This is a genomic window from Microbacterium sp. MMO-10 (genome assembly GCF_037148715.1).
GTDB lineage: Bacteria > Actinomycetota > Actinomycetes > Actinomycetales > Microbacteriaceae > Microbacterium.
Map to the genome: position 1 here is coordinate 875,461 of NZ_JBBCSV010000001.1, position 19,039 is coordinate 894,499.

Annotated in this window: 18 protein-coding genes; 10 read left to right on the forward strand and 8 right to left on the reverse strand. The window is 71.8% G+C overall.

Annotation, left to right across the window (positions count from 1 at the left end; translation table 11 throughout):
• Positions 1 to 29 precede the first annotated feature (29 nt).
• Positions 30 to 995 carry an AAA family ATPase gene (locus WFJ17_RS04160; protein WP_336647792.1) on the reverse strand — a complete coding sequence of 322 codons (966 nt, stop codon included), beginning with the start codon at positions 993 to 995 and terminating at the stop codon, positions 30 to 32.
• A 460-nt stretch (positions 996 to 1,455) separates the two neighbouring features.
• Between WFJ17_RS04160 and WFJ17_RS04165 the strand changes: the two genes are divergently transcribed.
• From WFJ17_RS04165 to WFJ17_RS04180, 4 genes are all read left to right on the forward strand, one after another.
• Positions 1,456 to 2,031, forward strand: coding sequence for a helix-turn-helix domain-containing protein (locus WFJ17_RS04165; protein WP_251444092.1), 576 nt, complete (start codon positions 1,456 to 1,458; stop codon positions 2,029 to 2,031).
• On the forward strand, positions 2,028 to 2,609 hold the full coding sequence (locus tag WFJ17_RS04170) for a hypothetical protein (RefSeq protein ID WP_336647738.1): 582 nt from the start codon (positions 2,028 to 2,030) through the stop codon (positions 2,607 to 2,609). The genes WFJ17_RS04165 and WFJ17_RS04170 overlap by 4 nt, the downstream gene beginning before the upstream one ends.
• A gap of 296 nt (positions 2,610 to 2,905) precedes the next feature.
• On the forward strand, positions 2,906 to 4,156 hold the full coding sequence (locus tag WFJ17_RS04175) for a histidine kinase (RefSeq protein WP_336647739.1): 1,251 nt from the start codon (positions 2,906 to 2,908) through the stop codon (positions 4,154 to 4,156).
• Positions 4,153 to 4,824: a response regulator gene (locus WFJ17_RS04180; protein WP_251444104.1), complete on the forward strand. Its 672-nt coding sequence runs from the start codon at positions 4,153 to 4,155 to the stop codon at positions 4,822 to 4,824. The genes WFJ17_RS04175 and WFJ17_RS04180 overlap by 4 nt, the downstream gene beginning before the upstream one ends.
• A gap of 10 nt (positions 4,825 to 4,834) precedes the next feature.
• On the opposite strand, the gene WFJ17_RS04185 is transcribed toward WFJ17_RS04180, so the two are convergent.
• From WFJ17_RS04185 to WFJ17_RS04195, 3 genes are all read right to left on the reverse strand, one after another.
• Entirely contained in the window at positions 4,835 to 5,197 is a 363-nt protein-coding gene (locus WFJ17_RS04185) for a DUF4190 domain-containing protein (protein ID WP_251444107.1), read from the reverse strand.
• Between the two features lie 117 nt (positions 5,198 to 5,314).
• Positions 5,315 to 5,998 carry a type 1 glutamine amidotransferase domain-containing protein gene (locus tag WFJ17_RS04190; RefSeq protein WP_336647740.1) on the reverse strand — a complete coding sequence of 228 codons (684 nt, stop codon included), beginning with the start codon at positions 5,996 to 5,998 and terminating at the stop codon, positions 5,315 to 5,317.
• A 42-nt stretch (positions 5,999 to 6,040) separates the two neighbouring features.
• Positions 6,041 to 6,652: a TetR/AcrR family transcriptional regulator gene (locus WFJ17_RS04195; protein ID WP_251444113.1), complete on the reverse strand. Its 612-nt coding sequence runs from the start codon at positions 6,650 to 6,652 to the stop codon at positions 6,041 to 6,043.
• A gap of 68 nt (positions 6,653 to 6,720) precedes the next feature.
• Here WFJ17_RS04195 and WFJ17_RS04200 point away from each other — a divergent pair, with 68 nt between their 5' ends.
• Together WFJ17_RS04200 and WFJ17_RS04205 are read left to right on the forward strand one after the other, a co-directional pair.
• Positions 6,721 to 7,671, forward strand: a complete 951-nt coding sequence (locus WFJ17_RS04200; protein WP_251444116.1) for an NAD-dependent epimerase/dehydratase family protein — start codon at positions 6,721 to 6,723, stop codon at positions 7,669 to 7,671.
• 72 nt (positions 7,672 to 7,743) lie between these two features.
• Entirely contained in the window at positions 7,744 to 9,051 is a 1,308-nt protein-coding gene (locus WFJ17_RS04205; RefSeq protein ID WP_336647741.1) for an acyltransferase family protein, read from the forward strand.
• Here the strand turns inward: WFJ17_RS04205 and WFJ17_RS04210 are convergent.
• The 4 genes from WFJ17_RS04210 to WFJ17_RS04225 form a co-directional block, all read right to left on the reverse strand.
• Positions 9,048 to 10,010: a DMT family transporter gene (locus WFJ17_RS04210; RefSeq protein ID WP_336647742.1), complete on the reverse strand. Its 963-nt coding sequence runs from the start codon at positions 10,008 to 10,010 to the stop codon at positions 9,048 to 9,050. The genes WFJ17_RS04205 and WFJ17_RS04210 overlap by 4 nt on opposite strands.
• An 88-nt stretch (positions 10,011 to 10,098) precedes the next feature.
• Positions 10,099 to 11,004: a hypothetical protein gene (locus tag WFJ17_RS04215; protein WP_336647743.1), complete on the reverse strand. Its 906-nt coding sequence runs from the start codon at positions 11,002 to 11,004 to the stop codon at positions 10,099 to 10,101.
• Positions 11,005 to 11,288: 284 nt separating this feature from the next.
• Complete coding sequence (locus WFJ17_RS04220; protein ID WP_251444125.1) at positions 11,289 to 11,633, reverse strand: HepT-like ribonuclease domain-containing protein; 345 nt, start codon at positions 11,631 to 11,633, stop codon at positions 11,289 to 11,291.
• Positions 11,630 to 12,085, reverse strand: coding sequence for a nucleotidyltransferase domain-containing protein (locus WFJ17_RS04225; RefSeq protein ID WP_336647744.1), 456 nt, complete (start codon positions 12,083 to 12,085; stop codon positions 11,630 to 11,632). Before WFJ17_RS04225 ends, WFJ17_RS04220 begins: the two co-directional genes overlap by 4 nt.
• 192 nt (positions 12,086 to 12,277) lie before the next feature.
• Here WFJ17_RS04225 and WFJ17_RS04230 point away from each other — a divergent pair, with 192 nt between their 5' ends.
• The 4 genes from WFJ17_RS04230 to WFJ17_RS04245 all read left to right on the forward strand — a co-directional run bounded on the left by WFJ17_RS04230 (position 12,278) and on the right by WFJ17_RS04245 (position 18,935).
• Positions 12,278 to 13,564, forward strand: a complete 1,287-nt coding sequence (locus tag WFJ17_RS04230) for an adenylosuccinate synthase (RefSeq protein WP_251444130.1) — start codon at positions 12,278 to 12,280, stop codon at positions 13,562 to 13,564.
• Positions 13,565 to 13,684: 120 nt separating this feature from the next.
• The gene (locus WFJ17_RS04235; RefSeq protein WP_336647745.1) at positions 13,685 to 14,812 is read left to right on the forward strand and encodes a lactonase family protein; all 1,128 of its coding nucleotides are present in this window, start codon (positions 13,685 to 13,687) and stop codon (positions 14,810 to 14,812) included.
• A 104-nt stretch (positions 14,813 to 14,916) separates the two neighbouring features.
• Positions 14,917 to 16,419 (forward strand): 3' terminal RNA ribose 2'-O-methyltransferase Hen1, encoded by a 1,503-nt coding sequence (locus tag WFJ17_RS04240; RefSeq protein ID WP_336647746.1) that lies wholly within the window; start codon positions 14,917 to 14,919, stop codon positions 16,417 to 16,419.
• Positions 16,416 to 18,935 (forward strand): polynucleotide kinase-phosphatase, encoded by a 2,520-nt coding sequence (locus WFJ17_RS04245; RefSeq protein WP_336647747.1) that lies wholly within the window; start codon positions 16,416 to 16,418, stop codon positions 18,933 to 18,935. Before WFJ17_RS04240 ends, WFJ17_RS04245 begins: the two co-directional genes overlap by 4 nt.
• Positions 18,936 to 19,039 lie beyond the last annotated feature (104 nt).

The following is a 19,039-nucleotide window of genomic DNA, read 5'->3' on the forward strand; positions in this document are numbered from 1 at the left end:
TGTCCTCCGGTTCCTGAGCCTGTCGAAGGTCAGGGGGTGGGCACGGCGCCGAACACGGCGTCGATGACGTCTTCGCTGCGCACGTTCTCCGCCTCGGCCTCGAAGGTCAGCAGCACGCGGTGGCGCAGCACCAGATGGCGCAGGTTCCGGACGTCCTCGGGGATCACGTATGAACGCCCGGCGAGCAGGGCGAGAGCGCGCGACGCCTGCAGGAACGCGATGGATCCGCGCGGGCTCGCACCGTACTTGATGTACCTGCCGAGGGTCTCGCCGATGTACGGAACCGGGTTCCTGGTGACGTAGACGAGCGAGACGATGTAGTTGCGGATGGCCGGATCCACGTACACCCGCGACGCGATGTCCTGCAGCTGCTCGACCTCGGCGAGCGAGATGGTCGTCTCGGCATGACGGTCGGGATCCAGAGCACCGGAGTCGATGCGCGCGAGCACCTCGAGCTCGTCGGCGGGACTCGGGTACTCGACGATCTCCTTGAGCAGGAAGCGGTCCATCTGCGCCTCGGGCAGCTCGTAGGTGCCCTCCTGCTCGATCGGGTTCTGCGTGGCGATCACGAGGAACGGGCGCGGAACCCTGTGGATCTCGCCGCCGATCGTCGTCTGCCGCTCCTGCATCGCCTCGAGCATCGCCGACTGCGTCTTGGCGCTGGAGCGGTTGATCTCGTCGAGCAGCACGAAATTCGCATGCACCGGACCGAGCACCGTGCGGAAGGATCCGTTCGCGGCGTCGTAGATCTGCGTGCCGGTGATGTCGCTGGGCAGCAGGTCGGGTGTGCACTGGATCCGCTTGAAGTCGGCCTTGACCGTATCGGCGAGGGTGCTCGCGGCGGTGGTCTTGGCCAGACCCGGCACGGACTCGAGGAGGATGTGGCCGCCGGACATGAGCGCCAGCAGCAGGCTGGTGCGGAGGCGCTCCTGGCCCACCATGCGGGCGGAGTAGGCCTTCGACACGATGTCGAGGATCTCCCGGGCGCGGGCCATCTCGGCCTCGGTCGGGGCGGGCTTCGGCTCGGTGGGCACGTCGGGCGTCGCCGGGGCGGTGGACGCCGGCGGGACGGAGGGGGCGGCCGGAGCGGAGGGCGCGGGGGCGGCGCTCGCCGCTCCGGGCACCGGTGCCGTCGGGGCTGCGGGGGGAGCGGAGGGCGCGGCCGTCGCGGCGGCCTGCTCGCGACGCGTGCTCGGTGCGGGCGGCATCGGCGGCGCCGGAGGGATGATCGGGGCGCCGGTGGCCGCGGGCGGAGGCGGCGTCTGCGCGGCGAACGATCCCGCGTCGTTGTTCTGGCTCACGTGCAGCTCCCCCTGGTCCGTGTCGCGCGTCGACCACGCGCACCTCTGCCAGCGTAACCGCCGAGGCCGCGCCCGCCGCCTGTGCGGCATGGGGAGGACTCCCCATGAGACCAGGGGGGAATGGTATTATCGAATTCGATCATAGGGGGTGATGATGGACGCCGAAGCGCTACGGAGGGCGCGCCTGAATGCGGGGCGGAGCCTCTATGACCTCGCCTCCGTGTCGGGCATAGCTGCCAGCAACATCTCGGCCATCGAGCACGGGCGACGCCTTCCGACGATCGGGACGGTCGATCTGATCGCCTCCGCGATGGGTGTCGAGTTCGTGCCGGTTTCCTTGCACGGGCGTGCGACCGTCGCCCGTGCTTCGGCGGAGATCATCATGCAGGAGGAATCTGCCCCTGCCGTCGCGTATCGTACGTTTCTGCAGATCGCCGACGATCTCGCCGCAGTCAATGCGTTCCAGCGCGTGCTGCTTGCGGCCGAGGAACCTCTGCGCACGCGATCTCGATGGGATGACGCCGTTGCGGGGCTTGTCGAATGGCGACTGGGACAGGTCGATGCGCCGCTTCCCGATTGGCTGGCCAGACGAGAAGCGGTCGACCGGGGCTGGTGGCAGCCGCAACGTACCGAGACTCCGCTCGCACTGACCGCCGATCCGGATCATGTCCCGGAGCCACTGCGCCGACGAAGGATCCTCATCGAGGAGGAGGAGTTCGCGAGTCTATGAGCGAGATCCTTCTTTCCCGTGCCGACATCATCGACGCCCTGACCGAACTGGTGAGCGAGTTGAGGGCTGATGGCCGGCGGTCTCACATCCAGATCGTCGGAGGTGCGGCGATCGCATTGACGCTGAATGCGGACCGCCGAGCTACGCGTGACGTCGATGCTCCCGCGACGCCAGCGGAAGCGGTTATCGCGGCTTCGGCTCGCGTCGCGCAGGCGCGGGGCTGGCCTGACGACTGGTTCAACAACGCGGCGGAGCAGTTCGTGCCGGCCGGCTTTGGTCGGGCCGCCGAGTGGCGGACGGTCCATGATGACGGCGTCGTGCGGATCGATGTAGCGTCCCCTGAGATGCTGCTCGCGATGAAGCTGCACGCTGCGCAGCGACGACACCTTCGCGAAGCGGACGATCTCTCGGTTCTTCTCCGGCGGCTCGAAGTGCGCAGCGTGACGGAGGCTGAGGAGACCTACGGCGAGTTCTACCCCGGCGACGAGTTCAGCCCACGGCTCTTTGCTCTCGTCGGGGCGCTGCTCGATGTTCCTGGTGACGCACCACCCCTACCCGATCCGCCGCGCTTCGCTTGAGTCCGGTCGCCGGGGACGCATCTCCGCGGCGCCCGGGCCTCGAACGACGGAATCTCCCACCGCACGGGTTGCTGCCGAGCGCACGGGATACATGCGTCGGCAAGTCATGCACTCCGCAGGTCCCCACTCGACGCCCACGCGGAGCAGAGGCCGGCACCGGGCAGAGGTCGACACCGACACAGCCCGCAACCCCGCCCCCTCCCGTACCCCCGACACCGATACCACGGGGTGACGTGCCGGGCGGTGTGAGGTCGTAGCGTGGATCCGACCGCATTCGACCGCGGAGAGGGGGCGGCATGACCGTCGAGGATCGGCAGGATCGTCGACGTCCGGCGCGCCGCCGGTTCGGGATCCTGGCCCTGCGCGTGGCGCCCGGGCGTGCGAACCTCGCGATCTGGGCCCTCGCGATCGCGTGCGCGCTGGCTCAGCTGGCGGTCGCCGCCTCGTTGGGCGTCACGCTCTACCGGATTCCGCTCGCCGCGGCCCTCATCCTGTCGCTCGTGCAGGCCGCGGCCATCGTGCTCGCGCTGTTCGCGCCCGTGTGGGCGACCCTGCTGGCTCTGATCGCGGGCAATGCGCTCGCCGGGCTGGCCGCAGCGACCCCCGATCAGCCGTGGCCGATCGCCGTGTCCACGATCGTGGCGAACACGCTGGTGTGGATCGGCGTCGCGCTGCGGGCGCGCTGGTGGCTGCCCGCTGCCGGGTGGGCGTTCAGCGTGCTCTCCGCCGTCATGGTCGCCGTCGACGCGCCCGTGAAGGCGGACGACGGCCGTACGATCGCCGACCTCGTCGTCTTCGCGGCCGTCACCCTCGGCGCCGTCCTGGTCGGCGTCGGGATCCGCAACTGGTCGCTGCTGCGTGCGCAGTTGCGGGCCGAGCGTGCGGCGACGGCCGTCGAGCTGGCCCGCCGCGAGGCCGTCGAGGACAAGGCGCGGATCGCCCGCGAACTGCACGACGTCGTCGCGCACGGGATGTCGGCGATCCAGGTGCGCGCCGCGAGCGCGCGCTACCGGATGCCCGAACTTCCGCCCGACGCCGCCGCGGAGTTCGACGAGGTCGCGGCGACGGCGCGGTCGGCGATGAAGGAGATGCGCGTGATCCTCGGGCTCCTCCGCGACGAGGAGGGGGAGGCCGAGCATGCGCCGCAGCCGGGCCTCGCCGACGTCCCCGAGCTGATCGCGCGGGCCGGCGACCTCGGTCCGGTGTCCGAGCGCGGGACGTGGGAGCTCACGGAGCGGGAGCAGCAGGATCCGATCCTGGGCCTCGCCGCGTACCGCGTGGTGCAGGAGGGGTTGAGCAACGTCGCCCGGCACGCCCCGGGCGCCGCCACGGAGGTGGTGTGGACGCAGACGCCGGCAGAGCTCGGGATCCGCGTGCGCAACACGGCCCCGGCGGGGCCTGCCGAACCACGCGTGGACGGGGGCGGGCACGGACTCCGCGGAATGCGCGAGCGGGTGGCGACGATGGGCGGCGCGGTGCACGCGATCGCCCAGGACGACGGCGGATTCGTGCTGCAGGTGCGGATCCCGAGGGAGGAGCGGTCATGACGACGGTGTTGATCGTCGACGATCAGGCGATGCTGCGGGCGGGGTTCGCCGCGATCCTGCAGGCGCAGGACGGGATCGACGTGATCGGGCAGGCGTCCGACGGTGCCGAGGGGGTCGACGAGGCCCGGCGGCTGCGCCCCGAGGTCGTGCTCATGGACGTGCGGATGCCGAACCTGGACGGGATCGAGGCGACCCGGCGGATCCTCGCTGCGGCGGAGCGAGACGGCCGTGCGGCGCCCGCCGTGCTGGTGCTGACCACCTTCGATGCCGACGAGTACGTGCACGAGGCGCTGCAGGCCGGCGCCAGCGGGTTCCTGCTCAAGGACGCCCTGCCCGAGGAGCTCGTGCAGGCCGTGCGGGTGGTCGCGGCCGGGGACGCGCTGCTCGCTCCGCGGATCACCCGGCGGCTGCTGGAGCGGTTCGCAGAGAGCCGGCCCCGGACGAACGGCGCCGAGCTGCGGCTGAAGGGCCTCACGGAGCGCGAGCACGAGATCCTCGTGCTCGTCGGCCGCGGGCTGTCGAACCGCGAGATCGCGACCGACCTGTTCCTCGCCGAGCAGACCGTGAAGACGCACGTCAGCCGTATCTTCGCGAAGCTCGGGCTGCGCGACCGGGTGCAGGCGGTGATCCTCGCCTACGACGCGGGGCTGGTGGCGCCCGCGGGGTGACGCCGCAGGCTCAGCTCGTCTGGGAGACGGCGATGCCGAGCGCCGAGAATCCGACGACGAGGACGAACACGACGATGATCGCCCAGACCAGCAGGATCAGGCTCGAGATGATCACGCCCGTCAGGGCCATGCCCCGGCCCGCAGGCTCTCTGCGCAGACCCGCGATCCCCAGGATCAGCGCCGCGATCGGCACCAGGAACGTGAACCCGAACACGATCGAGACGAGGGCGAGCACCATCGACGCGATGCTCATGCCCTTGGGCTCGGGCGCCGCGAGATAGACGGGCATCGGGTAGTACGACGGACCTCCGGCCGGATTCTGCGCCATCGGATACGGCGGCGGTCCGGGCTGCGGATCCTGCGGATAGGTCATGATTCCCCCTGGTCTGCGTGGTGCGGGTTCCTGCCCCTCCTTCCTAGCGCACCCGGGCGGAACCCGTGCCCGCCGTCGCGAACCTGCGACACCGGGTCAGAGCCCTGCGACACCGGGTCAGAGCAGTGCGGCGACCTTCCGCGCCGTCTCCTTGGCGGATCCGGGGTTCTGGCCCGTGACGAGCTTCCCGTCGGCGACGGCGTACGCGACGAACGGGAGGCGCGCCTTCTCGTAGAGTGCTCCGCGCTTCTTCATCTCCTCCTCGGCGTTGTAGGGGACGAGCTTGTCGACCCCCGCCAGGATCTCCTCCCGCCAGGCGAAGCCGGTGAGGTGCCTGCCCTCGACGAGGAGGCTGCCGTCACTGAGGCGGACATCGAGCAGCCCGCAGTATCCGTGGCACACCGAGGAGACGATCTTGCCCTGCTCCCACAGCTCACGGGTGACGCGCTGCAGGCCCTCGCTGCCGGGGAAGTCATACATCACGGCGTGCCCGCCGGTGAAGAAGATCGCGTCGAAGGCCTCCGTGTCGACCTGCTCAGGGCTGAGGGTGTCCTCGAGCAGGGCCATCCGGGCGGGGTCCTCGTGCCAGGCCTTCGCGACCTTGTCATAGGCGGGGAACTTCAGCGAGCGGGGCTCCAGCGGCACCCGCCCCCCGGCAGGACTCACGAGGGTCTGCTCGAAGCCGTGCTGTTCGAACACCTCCCAGGCGTGGGCGAGTTCGGACAGCCACAGCCCGGTCGGGTGGGTCGGGTCGTCGTAGTGTGCGACGTTGGTGACGACGTGCAGGATGCGGGCGGTCATTCTTCTTCTCCTCGGAGGCTGTCTTCTCGGGTGGTGGGCGGATCAGGATCCGGACGCCGGGACGCTCGCGACAGAACCCGCCGCGAGCAGCGCTCCGATGGTCGCGCGGACCCGCTCGGCGACCTCGTCGAACGGCTCGGGGCGGAGCTTCCCGTCCAGGTGCAGGAAGGCGAGGCCGTGCGCGGCGCTCCACATGCCCGTCGCGATCGCCGGAGACGGGACGCCGGGGAACAGGCGCTCGGTGACGCCGCCGAGCAGGGCGTGCAGTCGCTCGGCGGCCTGGACGCGTTCGCCGTCGGCGGGGTCGCACTCGTTGCCGAACATGAGACGGAACACGGCGGGGCGGCGAAGTGCGAATCCGACATAGGCGACGCCGAGGGCGCTGAGCACGTCGACCGCGGTCGCGTCGTCGGCTAGAGCTGCGAGAGAGTCGGAGAGATCGCCGGTGAGGTCGGTGAAGCCCTCGACGGCCACCGCGGCGTCCAGCGCCGCACGATCGGCGAAGTGCCGGTAGGGCGCCGTCTGAGAGACCCCGGCCCGGCGGGCGACGGCGCGCATCGAGAGCTGCTCGCCGTCCTCCAGGGACGCGATCGCCGCAGTCAGGAGCGCCGCCCGCAGGTCGCCGTGGTGGTAGGACTTCTCGGAAGTTGACACTGAACACTTCCCTCTCTACGATCATGTGTGCAGTGCAAACATAGCGCACGGAAGGCGATGGGACAGGGATGCAGACGATCCTGGGGGCGAATGGTCAGATCGCGATCGAGCTGGCGCGGGAACTGGACCGCGCGGGCGCCGGAGAGCTCCGGCTGGTCAGCCGCACCCCGCGAAAGGTCAACGACGCGGACGACACGCGCAGCGCCGACCTCCTCGACGCCGAGCAGACCGGATCCGCCGTGGCGGGGAGCGAGACCGTCTACTTCACGGCCGGTCTGCCCGCCGACACGGCGCTCTGGGAGGCGCGGTTCCCGACGATGCTCCGCAACGCGCTCGACGCCGCGAAGGCCGCGGGAGCCCGGTTCGCCTACTTCGACAACACCTACATGTATCCGCAGGACGCCCGGGTGCAGACCGAGGACACGCCCTTCGAGCCGGTCGGTCCCAAGGGGCGCGTCCGCGCCGCGATGGCCCGGATGGTGCTCGACGAGATGGAGCGCGGCGACATCCCGGTCCTGATCGCCCGCGCCCCGGAGTTCTACGGCCCGGGTCGCACGCAGAGCGTGACCAACGCCCTGGTGATCGATCGCCTCGCGGCGGGGAAGCGCCCGCTGGTGCCGGTGCGCGACGACCGCAGGCGCTCGTTGATCTGGACCCCGGATGCGAGCCGCGCGCTCGCCCTGCTGGGCCGCACGCCCGATGCGTACGGGCAGACCTGGCACCTGCCCGTCGATCCGCAGCGACCCGCCTACCGAGAGTTCGCCGACCTCGCGGCGCCCGCCTTCGACCGCTCCTCCGGGTACACGGTGGTGCCGGAATGGCTGCTCCGTGCCGGTGGCATGGTGAGCCCGCAGGTGCGCGAGCTGCAGGAGCTCCTGCCGCGCTATCGGCATGACAATCTCTTCGACTCCGGCAAGTTCCTGGCCCGCTTCCCGGAGTTCCCGGTGACGACGTACGCCGAAGGGCTGCGAACGGTCCACGCGGAAGCGGCGTCGCGCCGGGAGAACCGAGCATCGTGATACTCCGGTAGGGGGTGGATCCGGCTCCGCAGCGGGACGCGAAGGCGCAGACCTGCCCGCGACCGTAGGGGAATGGCACTCCTCACCCCCGTTCCCCCCGTCGCCGCGGTCGCGCCCGCGCCGTCCGCTCCGGCCACCCCTGCCGGAGCCCGCCCCGCACGCGACACCGCGGTGGATGCCGTGCGCGCCCTGCTGCTGGGCGTCGTCGTGCTCCTGCACGCCCTCATGGCCGGAGTGAGCGTCGCCGCCGACGGATCCCCGATCCTGCGCAACGCGATGGAGGGCTGGGACGGATTCGCCCCGCTCACCTGGATCCTGCAGATCATGCCGCTGTTCTTCGTGCTGGGCGGCTTCGCCTCGTACACGCAGTGGACGCGGCAGCGGGCGAAGGGCGCGACCGCCGGCGACTACGTGGCCGGGCGTGTGCGCCGGCTGCTGATCCCCGCGGTGGGCGCGATCATCGCTGCCGCCGTGCTGCTCGCGGCGCTCGTCGTCGCCGGGGTGCCGGCGGACGTCGTGGCCACGGCGGGATTCCGGATCGGCCAGCCGTTCTGGTTCCTGGGTGTGTATCTCGGCTGCTCGGCGCTGGTGCCCGTGATGGTGCGACTGCACGAGCGCCACCGCGCGCTGACCTTCGCCGCGCTCGCCGCGGGGGTCGTCGCCGTCGACATCGTGCGCGGTGCGACGGGCGTCACCGCGATCGGCCTGCTGAACATGGCGTTCGTGTGGCTGCTGCTGCAGCAGCTCGGGTTCGCGGTCGCGGACGGATCCCTCGACCGCCTGCGGCGGGGAGCGCTGCTCGCGGTCGCCGGGGTCGCCGCCGGCGCCGCCGCCGTGCTCATCGTCACCGGCGCGGCGCCCGGCGACCTCATCGCGGCCCTGAACCCGCCGATGGCGATCCTCGTGGTCGTGGGCGTCGCGCAGACCGCGGTGTTCCTCGCGCTGCGTCCGCGACTGCGGGCGGCGGTCGCGGGTCCGCGCGCGGCCGCCGTGGTCTCGTGGGTGAACGGCCGGGCGATGACGATCTACTCCTGGCACATGCTCGTCGTGATCGCCCTGGCCGGGATCCTGCTACTCGCGCACGTCGGCCTGCCGGCACCGCTCACCGCCGCCTGGTGGGCGAGCCGACCGCTCTGGTTCGCCGCGGTGCTGGTGGCCGTCGCGCTCGTCGTCGCGGTGACCGGCAGGCGCGAGGCCGCCCGCGAGTCCGCCGCAGCCCGCGCGGGTCGGATGCGGGCGACCGGGGCGACGCTGACCGGAGTCGCGGGGGTGGTGACGATCCTCGTCGGCGGATCCTCTCCCTCGGCATGGGTCGTGGGCGCGGTGCTCGTGCTCGGGGCTCTGCGACTGGCCGGGGGTCGTGCCGGGCGTCTCGCCTAGGGCCGCGCCTGAGCGGGTGGGCGCCGGCGCAGGCGCGTCACGAGCACGCCGAGCAGGCAGAGCGCGCCGCCGAGGAACATGAGCGGCGTCGGCACCTCGCCGAGGATCAGCCACGACAGCAGGATCGCGATCGCGGGCACCACGTAAGTGGTGGCGGAGGTCTGCCCGGCCGTGCTGCGCTGCAGCACGTACGCCCAGGTCGTGAACGCGATCGCGGTCGGGAAGATGCCGAGGTACACCACCCACAGGGTCGCGTCGAGGGGCGCGGTCTGCAGCGCCCCGACGAGGCTGCCGCTCCAGGGCAGCAGCGCCGCGGTGCCGGCCGCCGCACCGAGCCAGGTGAGCGTGGTCGCGTCGGAGCCCTGGCTCAGCAGATGCTTCTGCAGCAGCGTGCAGCCGGCGTACATGACTGCGGCGAGCAGGGCGAGCAGGAGACCGGCGATGTCGAGGGCTCCGCTCTTGGTCGAGGAGTTCAGGCCGATGAGCACGACACCGCCGAAGGCGATCGGCGCCCCGATCAGCAGTGGCTTCGGGAAGCCCTCGCGCAGGAACAGCCCGCTGAAGACGACCACCATGAGCGGTGCCAGGTTGACGACCATCGCCGCGGTGCCGGCGTCGAGGGTGTGCTCGGCGGCGTTGAGTGCGAGGTTGTAGACGCAGAACCAGCCGACGCCCCAGACGGCCACCAGCAGCCAGTGCCGCCGTGGCGGCAGGCGGATCCCGCGGCGCAGCGCGATGACGGTGAGCGCCACGGTCCCGACCGCCATGCGCAGCAGCGCGAGCGCGCCCGGGTCGAAATGCGGGCCGGCGCCGCGGATCCCGATGAACGCCGAGGCCCACAGGACGACCGTGACCACGGCCGCCGTCAGGACGAGGGCCCCGTTGCGGCGCGGCGGGGGGACGAGGGCGCCCGCGCCGTCCGCCGGTTCGCGCTTCGGTCCTGCCGTGGTCTCCGCCATCCTCCGATCGTCGCAGGGGTCGCCGACATCGGTCGAGACCGGCGACAGCCATCGCCCGCCGACATCCCGCCATGCGTCGGCGGCGCGGTCAGATCGCGTCGCGTCGCGCCTGGATCGGTGCGCCCGGGGTGCCGTCCGTGTAGACGGCCGTGATGATCGGGTTCCCGATCCCGAGGTCGATCGCCCCGGCGCCGAGGGTGATCGACGCTCGACCGGCCGCGTCGAAGGTGACGGATCCCGCCGCCGCGCCGCCGTACGTGACCGCCGCGGTCGAGCCGGGCTGGCCCGAGAGCATCAGCGTGTAGCTGCTGAGGATCCTGATCCCGAGCAGGTTCACGGTCTGATTCGCGACGATCCCGGTGAAGGCGAGCGGCGCGGGGGCCGGTGGCACCGGCGTCGGCGCGGGCGGCGCCGGGTCCGGCGACGACACCGCGGGGACGGGAGCCGGGGCGGGCGGGGCCTGCGTCGGCGACGCTACGGGACCCTCGTCGGCGGAGGGCGTTCCGGGCGCCGGCGACGCCACGGCGGGGACGGGCGGGGCGCTCGTCGCGGGAGGCGTCGCCGGGGCGGATGTCGCGGCGGGCGCCGGAGGGCCTCCGTTCTCGAGACCGCGCTCGACGAGGGGGTTCGGGGCGGCCGGGGCGGAGATGTCCTGACCGATCGCCGCGGGGCCGTCCGGGGTGCGCAGGAACGAGAGCCCGGTCGCTCCGAGGGCGAGGCAGAGCAGCACCGCTGCTCCGGAGATCCACAGCGCCGTCCGCCGCCGAGGGGGCGCGGTCGCGGCCGGCTCGATCGGGGCGGCGGAGGGAAGAGGCAGGGGCACCGGAAACGGGGAGCCGGGCTTCGCCGGGGGAACGGTCAGCGGTGCGGCGAGCAGAGGCCCCGGCGACGGCTGCGCCGTCTGCTCCTCGCGATGCAGGCGCGCTTCGCGCCGCGTGGCTGCGGCGGGCGCGGCCCGTGGGCCCGCGGGCGGCTGGTCCGTCGGCTCTGTCATCGGTGTCTCCGGCAGCGCTGCTCCCGATCGACACGGCGCGTCGCTGCGGATCTCACCCTATCGGCCGGCCGCCGTCGATGTTCCCCCGTCGCGAACTCGGTCGGATCCGCGCGCTTTGAGCGGGTTCGCCGACGAACAGGCCGAATCGACGGAGTTCGCAGCGGGATCCCGAAGCGAGGGCGAGCACTCAGCGTCAGGCGTTGCCCCGCGGTCATCCGGTGTACGCCTCGGCGAGGGAGGTGCGGCCGACGCGGCGGGCGGGCTGGTGCGTCAGAGGCGGCGCTTCAGCGAGCGGCGCGGCGCTCCTGATCGACCATCGCGGCGAGCTCGGGGAAGCCTCGGGTGACGGTCCGCCACAGCAGTGCCTCGTCGAGGCGGTCATAGTGGTGCACCACGAAGTCCCGATGCCGCGCCGCCGCTCGCCACTCCGATCGCCGGAAACGCTCCGGATCGGCGTGGATCAGCCGCTTCGCGAGATCGCCCACGCGGTTCGACAGCGCTTCGAACGCCAACGGCAACGCCGGATCCGCATGGAAGTCCTCTTCCCCGCGTTCGGCGAGGGCCGCGGCCCGGTCGAGGATCAGCGCCAGGTCTTCGAGCCAGCGGCCGATCCGCTCGTCGTCGTTCACAGCGGAACGGCCTCGGCGAGGATCCGGGCGTCGCGCGTCGCGTCGACCGAGGTGCTCGGCAGCGCGGTGACGGGCACGCCGAGCACCGTCTCCGCATCGAGCTCGAACTGCGCGATGTCGAACAGGGTGGCGTCGGCGTCGGGGGTGACGAGCAGGTCGACATCGCTCCCCGCCCGTTGCTCGCCGCGCGCGACCGAACCGAACACGCGCACCTCTCGAAGATGCGCGACGTGGGCCAACCGCTCGAGCACGGATCCGTACCGCCGCAGCTCTGCGAGGTCGATGCTGCGCGATTGCGGATCCAGATGCAGGAAGCGCTCGTAGGAAAGCAGCACCGCCTCCGGACGCCGGTGCGCGCCGATCACCACGGGATCGGCGTCGGGGTCGTCGCGGAAGGCCGCCAGGGCACGCGAGAGGCCGATGCGGGCGTCGGCCACCGAGCTGACATCCATCATTCCTCCTTGTACATCTCCCTGTACAAGTATTGGACTCCGAGGCGTTCGGATCAACAGCGGATCCGCCGCGCAACGCGGCCCGGACCCCCTCCGATAGACTGGCCCCGCCCGATCGGGCCAGCTCATCCGCCGGTGCAATCCCGGCGAAAAGCACGGCGGCCACCGGCCGCACCCAAGGGGGATGCACCCATGCCAGGAATCGTGATCGTCGGCGTCCAGTGGGGCGACGAGGGCAAGGGCAAGGCCACCGACCTGCTCGGCGAGCGCACCGACTGGGTCGTCAAGTTCAACGGCGGCAACAACGCCGGACACACGGTGGTCGTCGGCGACGAGAAGTACGCCCTGCACCTGCTGCCCTCGGGCATCCTCTCGCCCGGCGTCACCCCGGTCATCGGCAACGGCGTCGTGATCGACCTCGAGGTGCTGTTCCACGAGCTCGAGGCGCTCGGATCCCGCGGCATCGACACGTCCCGGCTGAAGGTGAGCGCCAACGCGCACATCATCACCCAGTACCACCGCACCCTCGACAAGGTCACCGAGCGCTTCCTCGGCAAGCGGATGATCGGCACCACCGGCCGCGGCATCGGCCCGGCCTACGCCGACAAGATCAACCGCGTCGGGATCCGCGTGCAGGACCTCTTCGACGAGAACATCCTGCGGCAGAAGGTCGAGGGGGCCCTCGACCAGAAGAACCACCTGCTGGTGAAGGTCTTCAACCGCCGCGCCATCGCCGTTGACGAGATCGTGGACGACCTGCTCTCCTATGCGGAGCGGCTGCGTCCGATGGTCGCCGACACCGGGCACCTGCTCGACGACGCCCTGCAGCGCGGCGAGGTCGTCGTGTTCGAGGGCGGCCAGGCCACCATGCTCGACGTCGACCACGGCACGTATCCGTTCGTGACCTCGTCGTCGGCCACCGCGGGCGGCGCCTCGACGGGATCCGGCGTCGGTCCCGGTCGCCTGGACCGGATCGTCGGCATCGTCAAGGCGTACACGACGCGGGTCGGATCCGGTCCGTTCCCCACCGAGCTCTTCGACGAGCAGGGCGACTGGCTGCGCGCGCGCGGCTTCGAGTTCGGCACCACGACCGGGCGTCCGCGCCGCGTCGGCTGGTACGACGCCCCCATCACGCGGTACGCGACGCGCGTGAACGGCATAACCGACCTCGTGCTCACCAAGCTCGACATCCTCGACGGACTCGACCAGATCCCCGTGTGCGTCGCCTACGACGTCGACGGCGTGCGCTTCGACGACGTGCCCGTGAACCAGAGCGACTTCCACCACGCGAAGCCGATCCTGGAGTACTTCCCGGGCTGGCAGGAGGACATCTCCTCCGCGCGCACGTTCGAGGAGCTGCCGAAGAACGCCCAGGACTACGTGCTCGCCCTGGAGAAGATGTCCGGCACGCGCATCTCGGTGATCGGCGTCGGCCCCGAGCGCGACCAGGTCGTCGTCCGGCACGACCTCGTCGACTGACACCCCCGGGACGGACGGCGTGCCGAGCGCACGGAAGGCTGCCGAATGCACGGGTTATCGGAGTGAACGACCCGTGCACTCGACAGCATCGGGTGCACTCGACGAGAGAGTGAGGGTGCGATGACGCGATTCTGGGTCGGCGGCTACGGCGTCGACATGGAGGGACCGGCTGACGGCATCGGGCTGCTCGCCGTCGATGAGGGACACGGTCCGACGACGCTCGCCTACCGCGGTGCGGTGGCGCCCGCCCCATCGCCGTCCTGGCTCGCACAGCATCCGACCCTCGACGTGGTCTACGCGGCGCTCGAGGGATCCGGCGAGGTCGCCGCATTCGCGCGGACCGGTGAGAGCGCCCTGCGCCCGGTCGGTCGTCCGGTGGCGGCCGGGCAGTACGTGTGCCATCTGGCGGTCGCCCCCGACGGACGGTTCCTCGTCGCGAGCTGCTACGGCGACGGCCGCGTGGTGCGGATCGGGCTCGACGCCGACGGCGGGCTGGTGCCGGCGGCGCGCGACAGGGCGGCCGAACTGCGCGCGGCCCTGTTCGGCGAGGATCCGGACGAGGCGTCCGGCGAGGGCGGTGGCGATCCGGCGGCCGCCGTCGACCCCTACGCCTCGGATCCGAACCGCCTCGACCCGAACGGCGACCCCCGGGTCTCGCACGCCCACGCCGCCGCGTTCCTGCCCGACGGGCGGGTCGCGACGACCGACCTCGGCTACGACCTCGTGCGGATCTGGCGTCCGGCGGCGTCCGGGCTGGCGCTCGACCACGAGGTCGTGCTGCCCCGGGGATCCGGCCCGCGGCACATGGTCGCGCATCCGAGCGGGCACCTGCACGTCGTCACCGAGTACTCGTGCGAGCTTTTCACGCTGGCCGCCGACCGCGAGGGTCGCTGGGGGCTGATCGCCGCGACCGCGGTCTCGGCGATCGCGACGCCCGGACACGACTATCCGTCCGAGCTCAGCCGCTCCCGCGACGGCGAGACCCTGTACGCCGGGGTGCGCGGCAGCAACACGATCGCGGCGCTCCGGGTGCGCGGATCCGGCGAGCGGGTCGAGCCCCTCGCGCTCGCCGACGCCGGCGTCGACTGGCCCCGCCACCACCTCGTGCACGACGGCGCGCTGCTCGTCGCGGGACAGCGCTCGGACGAGATCAGCGTGCTCGACCTCGATGAGCGCACCGGGGCCCCGGGCCGAATCCGGCACCGCACTCCGGCCCCGGCGCCGACGCACCTGCTGCTCGCGCGCTGAGGCCGGATCCGTCGGCCGACCCGCCGTCTTGGAGGATCGGCCGGCGGATGGCACAGTGAGTTCCCACGGCGATCCCGCGGTGATGCGGGGCAGGAGGGGAACGGATGCTGATCACGCTGACGTATGCGCCGGAGCCCGACGCGGGGGTCGATGCGACGGTCCTCGGCCACCTCCTGCACAAGCACCCCGCGAAGGTGCAGTCGTTCACGGCACCCGTCGGGGACATCCAGGTGTTCTACCCGGAGGCGACGTCCGAGCGGTGCACCGTGGCCGTCCTGCTCGAGGTGGATCCGGTCGGACTCGTGCGCAGCAAGCGGTTCCGCGGCGACGCCGGCGCTCTCGACCACTACGTCAACGATCGCCCGTACGTGGCATCGAGCATGCTCGCGGTGGCACTCGGCACGGTCTTCCGCACGGCGATGACCGGTCGCAGCGACAGTTATCCGGAGCTGGCGGCCGCGCCCCTCCCGCTCCGGGTCGAGATCCCGGTCGTCTCGACACGCGGCGATGAGGACGACCTGGTGCGCCGCGTCTTCGAGCCGTGCGGCTGGACCGTGTCCGAGCAGCGGATCCCGCTCGATGAGGAGCACCAGGACTGGGGGCCGTCGCGGTACAGCGGTGTGACGCTGACCGGTCGTGTGCGGCTCGCGGACGCACTGCGGCAACTCTATGTGCTGCTGCCCGTGCTCGACGATGCCAAGCACTACTGGGTGGGCGACGACGAAGTCGGCAAGCTCGAGCGCGCGGGCGAGGGCTGGCTCACGGCGCATCCGGAGCGCGACGTGATCACCCGGCGCTACCTGCTGCACCAGCGTTCGCTCGTCGCGGCGGCGGAGGGCGAAGGATCCGCGGTGTCGAGCGCCCCCTCGGATGCAGCCGCACCACTGCGCGTGCTGCGTGCCGACGCCGTCCTCGACGCGCTGCACGACACAGGCGCCGCGCGGGTCGTGGACATGGGCTGCGGTCCTGGCGCACTGCTCGTGCGGTTGGCGAAGGACCGTTCGTTCACCCGCATCGTCGGGGTCGACGTCGACGCGCGGTCGCTGGAACGCGCGGCCATGGCTCTGCGCCTGGACCAGGCCTCGGACGCCGAACGAGCCCGGATCGAGCTGCTGCACGGATCCGTCGTCTACCGGGACGAGCGCCTGCGCGACCACGACGCGGTGGTGCTCATGGAGGTCGTCGAACACGTCGACCCGTCCCGGCTCGGCGCTCTTGAGGACGCGGTCTTCGCCGGTGCCGCCCCGCCGACCGTGGTGGTGACCACCCCGAACTCGGAGCACAATGTGCTGTTCCCCGCGCTCGCCGCGGGCTCCTTCCGCCATGACGACCACCGGTTCGAGTGGGCCAGGGAGCAGTTCCGCGCGTGGGCGGATGAGGTCGCGGCGCGCCAGGGCTACACGGTCGAGCTGCGCCCCGTCGGCATCGAGCACCCTGAGCACGGCGCCCCCACCCAGCTCGCCCTGTTCCGGAAGGCGGACGCATCCGTGCCTCAGACTCCGTCGAATCGGGCCGCGTCGCCCGGAACTCCACTGACCCCCACCGGATCGACGGGGTTCGCGCACGGACAAGACGCTCAGGCCGTATCCGGGAGGAGGACCGCATGACCGAGCTCGACATCCCCGCGCTGTCTCTCGTCGTGCTCGTCGGCGCCTCCGGATCCGGCAAGTCGACCTTCGCGCGCACGCACTTCGGGCCCTTCGAGACGCTGTCGAGCGATGTGTTTCGCGGGCTGGTATCGAACGACGAGTCCGACCAGTCCGCAACGGCGGCGGCCTTCGATGCGCTGCAGCACGTCGCGGCCCAGCGTCTGGACCGCGGCCTGCTGACCGTGATCGACGCGACGAGCGTGCAGCCGGATGCGCGTCGCCGGCTCGTCGAGCTCGCGAAGGCGCACGACGTGCTGCCCGTCGCGATCGTGTTCGATCTGCCCGAGGCGCTGAGCGTCTCCCGCAACGCCGAGCGCCTGGATCGCTCGATCCCCGCAGGCGTGGTCAAGCGGCAGAGCGATCAGCTGCGCCGCGGCCTGCGCCACCTTGCGAAGGAGGGCTTCCGCAAGGTGCATGTGCTGCGCTCTGCGGAGGAGGTGGAGGCCGCCACGATCGTGCGCACCCGACTGCTCAACGATCGATCCGACGAGCACGGACCCTTCGACGCGATCGGAGATGTGCACGGCTGCCTCCGGGAGCTCGAGGCGTTGCTGGCCCGCCTCGGCTACGAGCTGATCCGGGACGAGGACGGCCGCGCGATCGACGCTCGGCATCCGCAAGGCCGCCGGGTCGTGTTCCTCGGGGACCTCGTCGACCGCGGCCCCGACGTCGTGGGAGTGCTGCGGCTTGCGATGGGCATGGTCGGGTCGGGCCAGGCGCTCGCCGTCGCGGGCAACCACGAGGCCAAGCTCGTGCGCGCCCTGCGCGGCGACAGGGTCACGGTCTCCCATGGCCTCGAACAGACCCTCGCTCAGCTCTCGGCGGAGCCCGAGGAGTTCCGCGAGCGGGTCGCCCGGTTCTGCTACGACCTGGTCTCGCACCTCGTGCTGGACGAGGGGCGGCTGGTGGTGGCGCACGCGGGGCTCAAGGAGCAGTATCACGGGCGCGCCTCGGGGCGGGTCAGGGCGTTCGCGCTCTACGGCGACACCACGGGGGAGACCGACGAGTTCGGGCTGCCCGTGCGCCTGCCCTGGGCGAACGACTACCGCGGCATGGCGACGGTGCTCTACGGGCACACTCCGGTGCCGACCGTCGAGTGGGTCAACAACACCGCGTGCCTCGACACCGGCTGCGTGTTCGGCGGGGCGCTCACGGCGCTGCGGTACCCGGAGCGCGAGGTGGTCTCGGTGCCGGCCGAGCGCGTCTGGTACGAGCCGGTGCGTCCGCTCGTGCCCGTCGTGCCGGAGCGCTCGCCCGGAGTGCTCGACCTCGCCGATGTGCGGGGCAAGCTCATCGTCGAGACGAGCCTGCACGGGCGGGTGGGCATCCGCGAGGAGCAGACGGCCGGGGGCCTCGAGACGATGAGCCGATGGGCGATCGACCCGCGCTGGCTGATCCATCTGCCGCCGACCATGTCGCCGCCGAACAGCTCCGCGCGCGAGGGATACCTCGAGCATCCCGACGAGGCGTTCGCGTACTTCCGCGACCACGGCGTGACCGATCTGATCTGCGAGGAGAAGCACATGGGGTCGCGGGCGATCGTGCTCGTCGCGCGCGATCCCTCTCGGTTCGATGCGCCCGAGGGGTGGCGCGGAGCGATCCACACCCGGACCGGCCGATCCTTCTTCGCCGCCGACGCCGAGAAGTCGACGCTCGCCCGGCTCGACACGGCGATGCAGGACGCCGGCCTCTGGGACGAGCTCGGTGCGGACTGGATCCAGCTCGATGGCGAGATCCTTCCGTGGTCGCTCAAGACCGGAGCGCTCATCCGCGAGCTGTATGCGTCGGTGGGTGCGGCCGGCGTGGCCGCAACGACCGCGGCATCCCAGGTGCTCGCGCGGGCGTACGCGTCGGGGGTGGATGTCGGCGCACTCCGTGCCCGGATCGAGCCCCGGATGGACGACGCCGGGCGGTTCCGAGACGCGTACCGCCGCTACGTCGGGGATCCGGACCGGGTGCGGTTCGCGCCGTTCCAGGTGCTGGCCGCCGGGGAGCGCACCTTCGAACAGGCGGATCATGGCTGGCATCTCGGGATCGCGGACCGCCTCGCGGCGGCGGCGGAGGACCTCGTGGCGACCACGGCACGGCGGCGCGTCGATCTGAAGGACGAGGGATCCCTCGCCGCCGCGGTCGAGTGGTGGGAGCAGCTCACCGGTCGTGGGGGCGAGGGAATGGTCGTGAAGCCGTTCGGGAACGCGACGCGCACCGGCAAGGGGCTGGTGCAGCCCGGCATCAAGGTGCGCGGGCGCGAGTACCTGCGCATCATCTACGGTCCCGACTACACCGACCAGGCGAACCTCGCCCGGCTGCGCGATCGGGACACCGGCCGCAAGCGCTCGCTCGCCGCACGGGAGTACGCGCTCGGCATCGAGGCCCTGCAGCGGTTCACCGCGGGCGAACCGCTCTGGCGCGTGCATCAGGCGGTGTTCGGGGTGCTCGCGCTGGAGTCCGACCCGATCGACCCGCGGCTGTGACGGCCGCCGCGTCGCCGATCCCGAGGGGCGACGGCGCCGCACCCGCCAGGCCCTATCCTGAGACGCAGCGGCGCCGGACGGGCTCCGCAGTGCAGTGACGCGAG

Excerpts from the sequence above, each read along its gene's own strand:
- WFJ17_RS04160 (WP_336647792.1), bottom strand. The coding sequence starts at position 995 with ATGGCCCGCGCCCGGGAGATCCTCGACATCGTGTCGAAGGCCTACTCC.
- WFJ17_RS04165 (WP_251444092.1), top strand. The coding sequence starts at position 1,456 with ATGGACGCCGAAGCGCTACGGAGGGCGCGCCTGAATGCGGGGCGGAGC.
- WFJ17_RS04170 (WP_336647738.1), top strand. The coding sequence starts at position 2,028 with ATGAGCGAGATCCTTCTTTCCCGTGCCGACATCATCGACGCCCTGACC.
- WFJ17_RS04175 (WP_336647739.1), top strand. The coding sequence starts at position 2,906 with ATGACCGTCGAGGATCGGCAGGATCGTCGACGTCCGGCGCGCCGCCGG.
- WFJ17_RS04180 (WP_251444104.1), top strand. The coding sequence starts at position 4,153 with ATGACGACGGTGTTGATCGTCGACGATCAGGCGATGCTGCGGGCGGGG.
- WFJ17_RS04185 (WP_251444107.1), bottom strand. The coding sequence starts at position 5,197 with ATGACCTATCCGCAGGATCCGCAGCCCGGACCGCCGCCGTATCCGATG.
- WFJ17_RS04190 (WP_336647740.1), bottom strand. The coding sequence starts at position 5,998 with ATGACCGCCCGCATCCTGCACGTCGTCACCAACGTCGCACACTACGAC.
- WFJ17_RS04200 (WP_251444116.1), top strand. The coding sequence starts at position 6,721 with ATGCAGACGATCCTGGGGGCGAATGGTCAGATCGCGATCGAGCTGGCG.
- WFJ17_RS04205 (WP_336647741.1), top strand. The coding sequence starts at position 7,744 with ATGGCACTCCTCACCCCCGTTCCCCCCGTCGCCGCGGTCGCGCCCGCG.
- WFJ17_RS04210 (WP_336647742.1), bottom strand. The coding sequence starts at position 10,010 with ATGGCGGAGACCACGGCAGGACCGAAGCGCGAACCGGCGGACGGCGCG.
- WFJ17_RS04215 (WP_336647743.1), bottom strand. The coding sequence starts at position 11,004 with ATGACAGAGCCGACGGACCAGCCGCCCGCGGGCCCACGGGCCGCGCCC.
- WFJ17_RS04225 (WP_336647744.1), bottom strand. The coding sequence starts at position 12,085 with ATGGATGTCAGCTCGGTGGCCGACGCCCGCATCGGCCTCTCGCGTGCC.
- WFJ17_RS04230 (WP_251444130.1), top strand. The coding sequence starts at position 12,278 with ATGCCAGGAATCGTGATCGTCGGCGTCCAGTGGGGCGACGAGGGCAAG.
- WFJ17_RS04235 (WP_336647745.1), top strand. The coding sequence starts at position 13,685 with ATGACGCGATTCTGGGTCGGCGGCTACGGCGTCGACATGGAGGGACCG.
- WFJ17_RS04240 (WP_336647746.1), top strand. The coding sequence starts at position 14,917 with ATGCTGATCACGCTGACGTATGCGCCGGAGCCCGACGCGGGGGTCGAT.
- WFJ17_RS04245 (WP_336647747.1), top strand. The coding sequence starts at position 16,416 with ATGACCGAGCTCGACATCCCCGCGCTGTCTCTCGTCGTGCTCGTCGGC.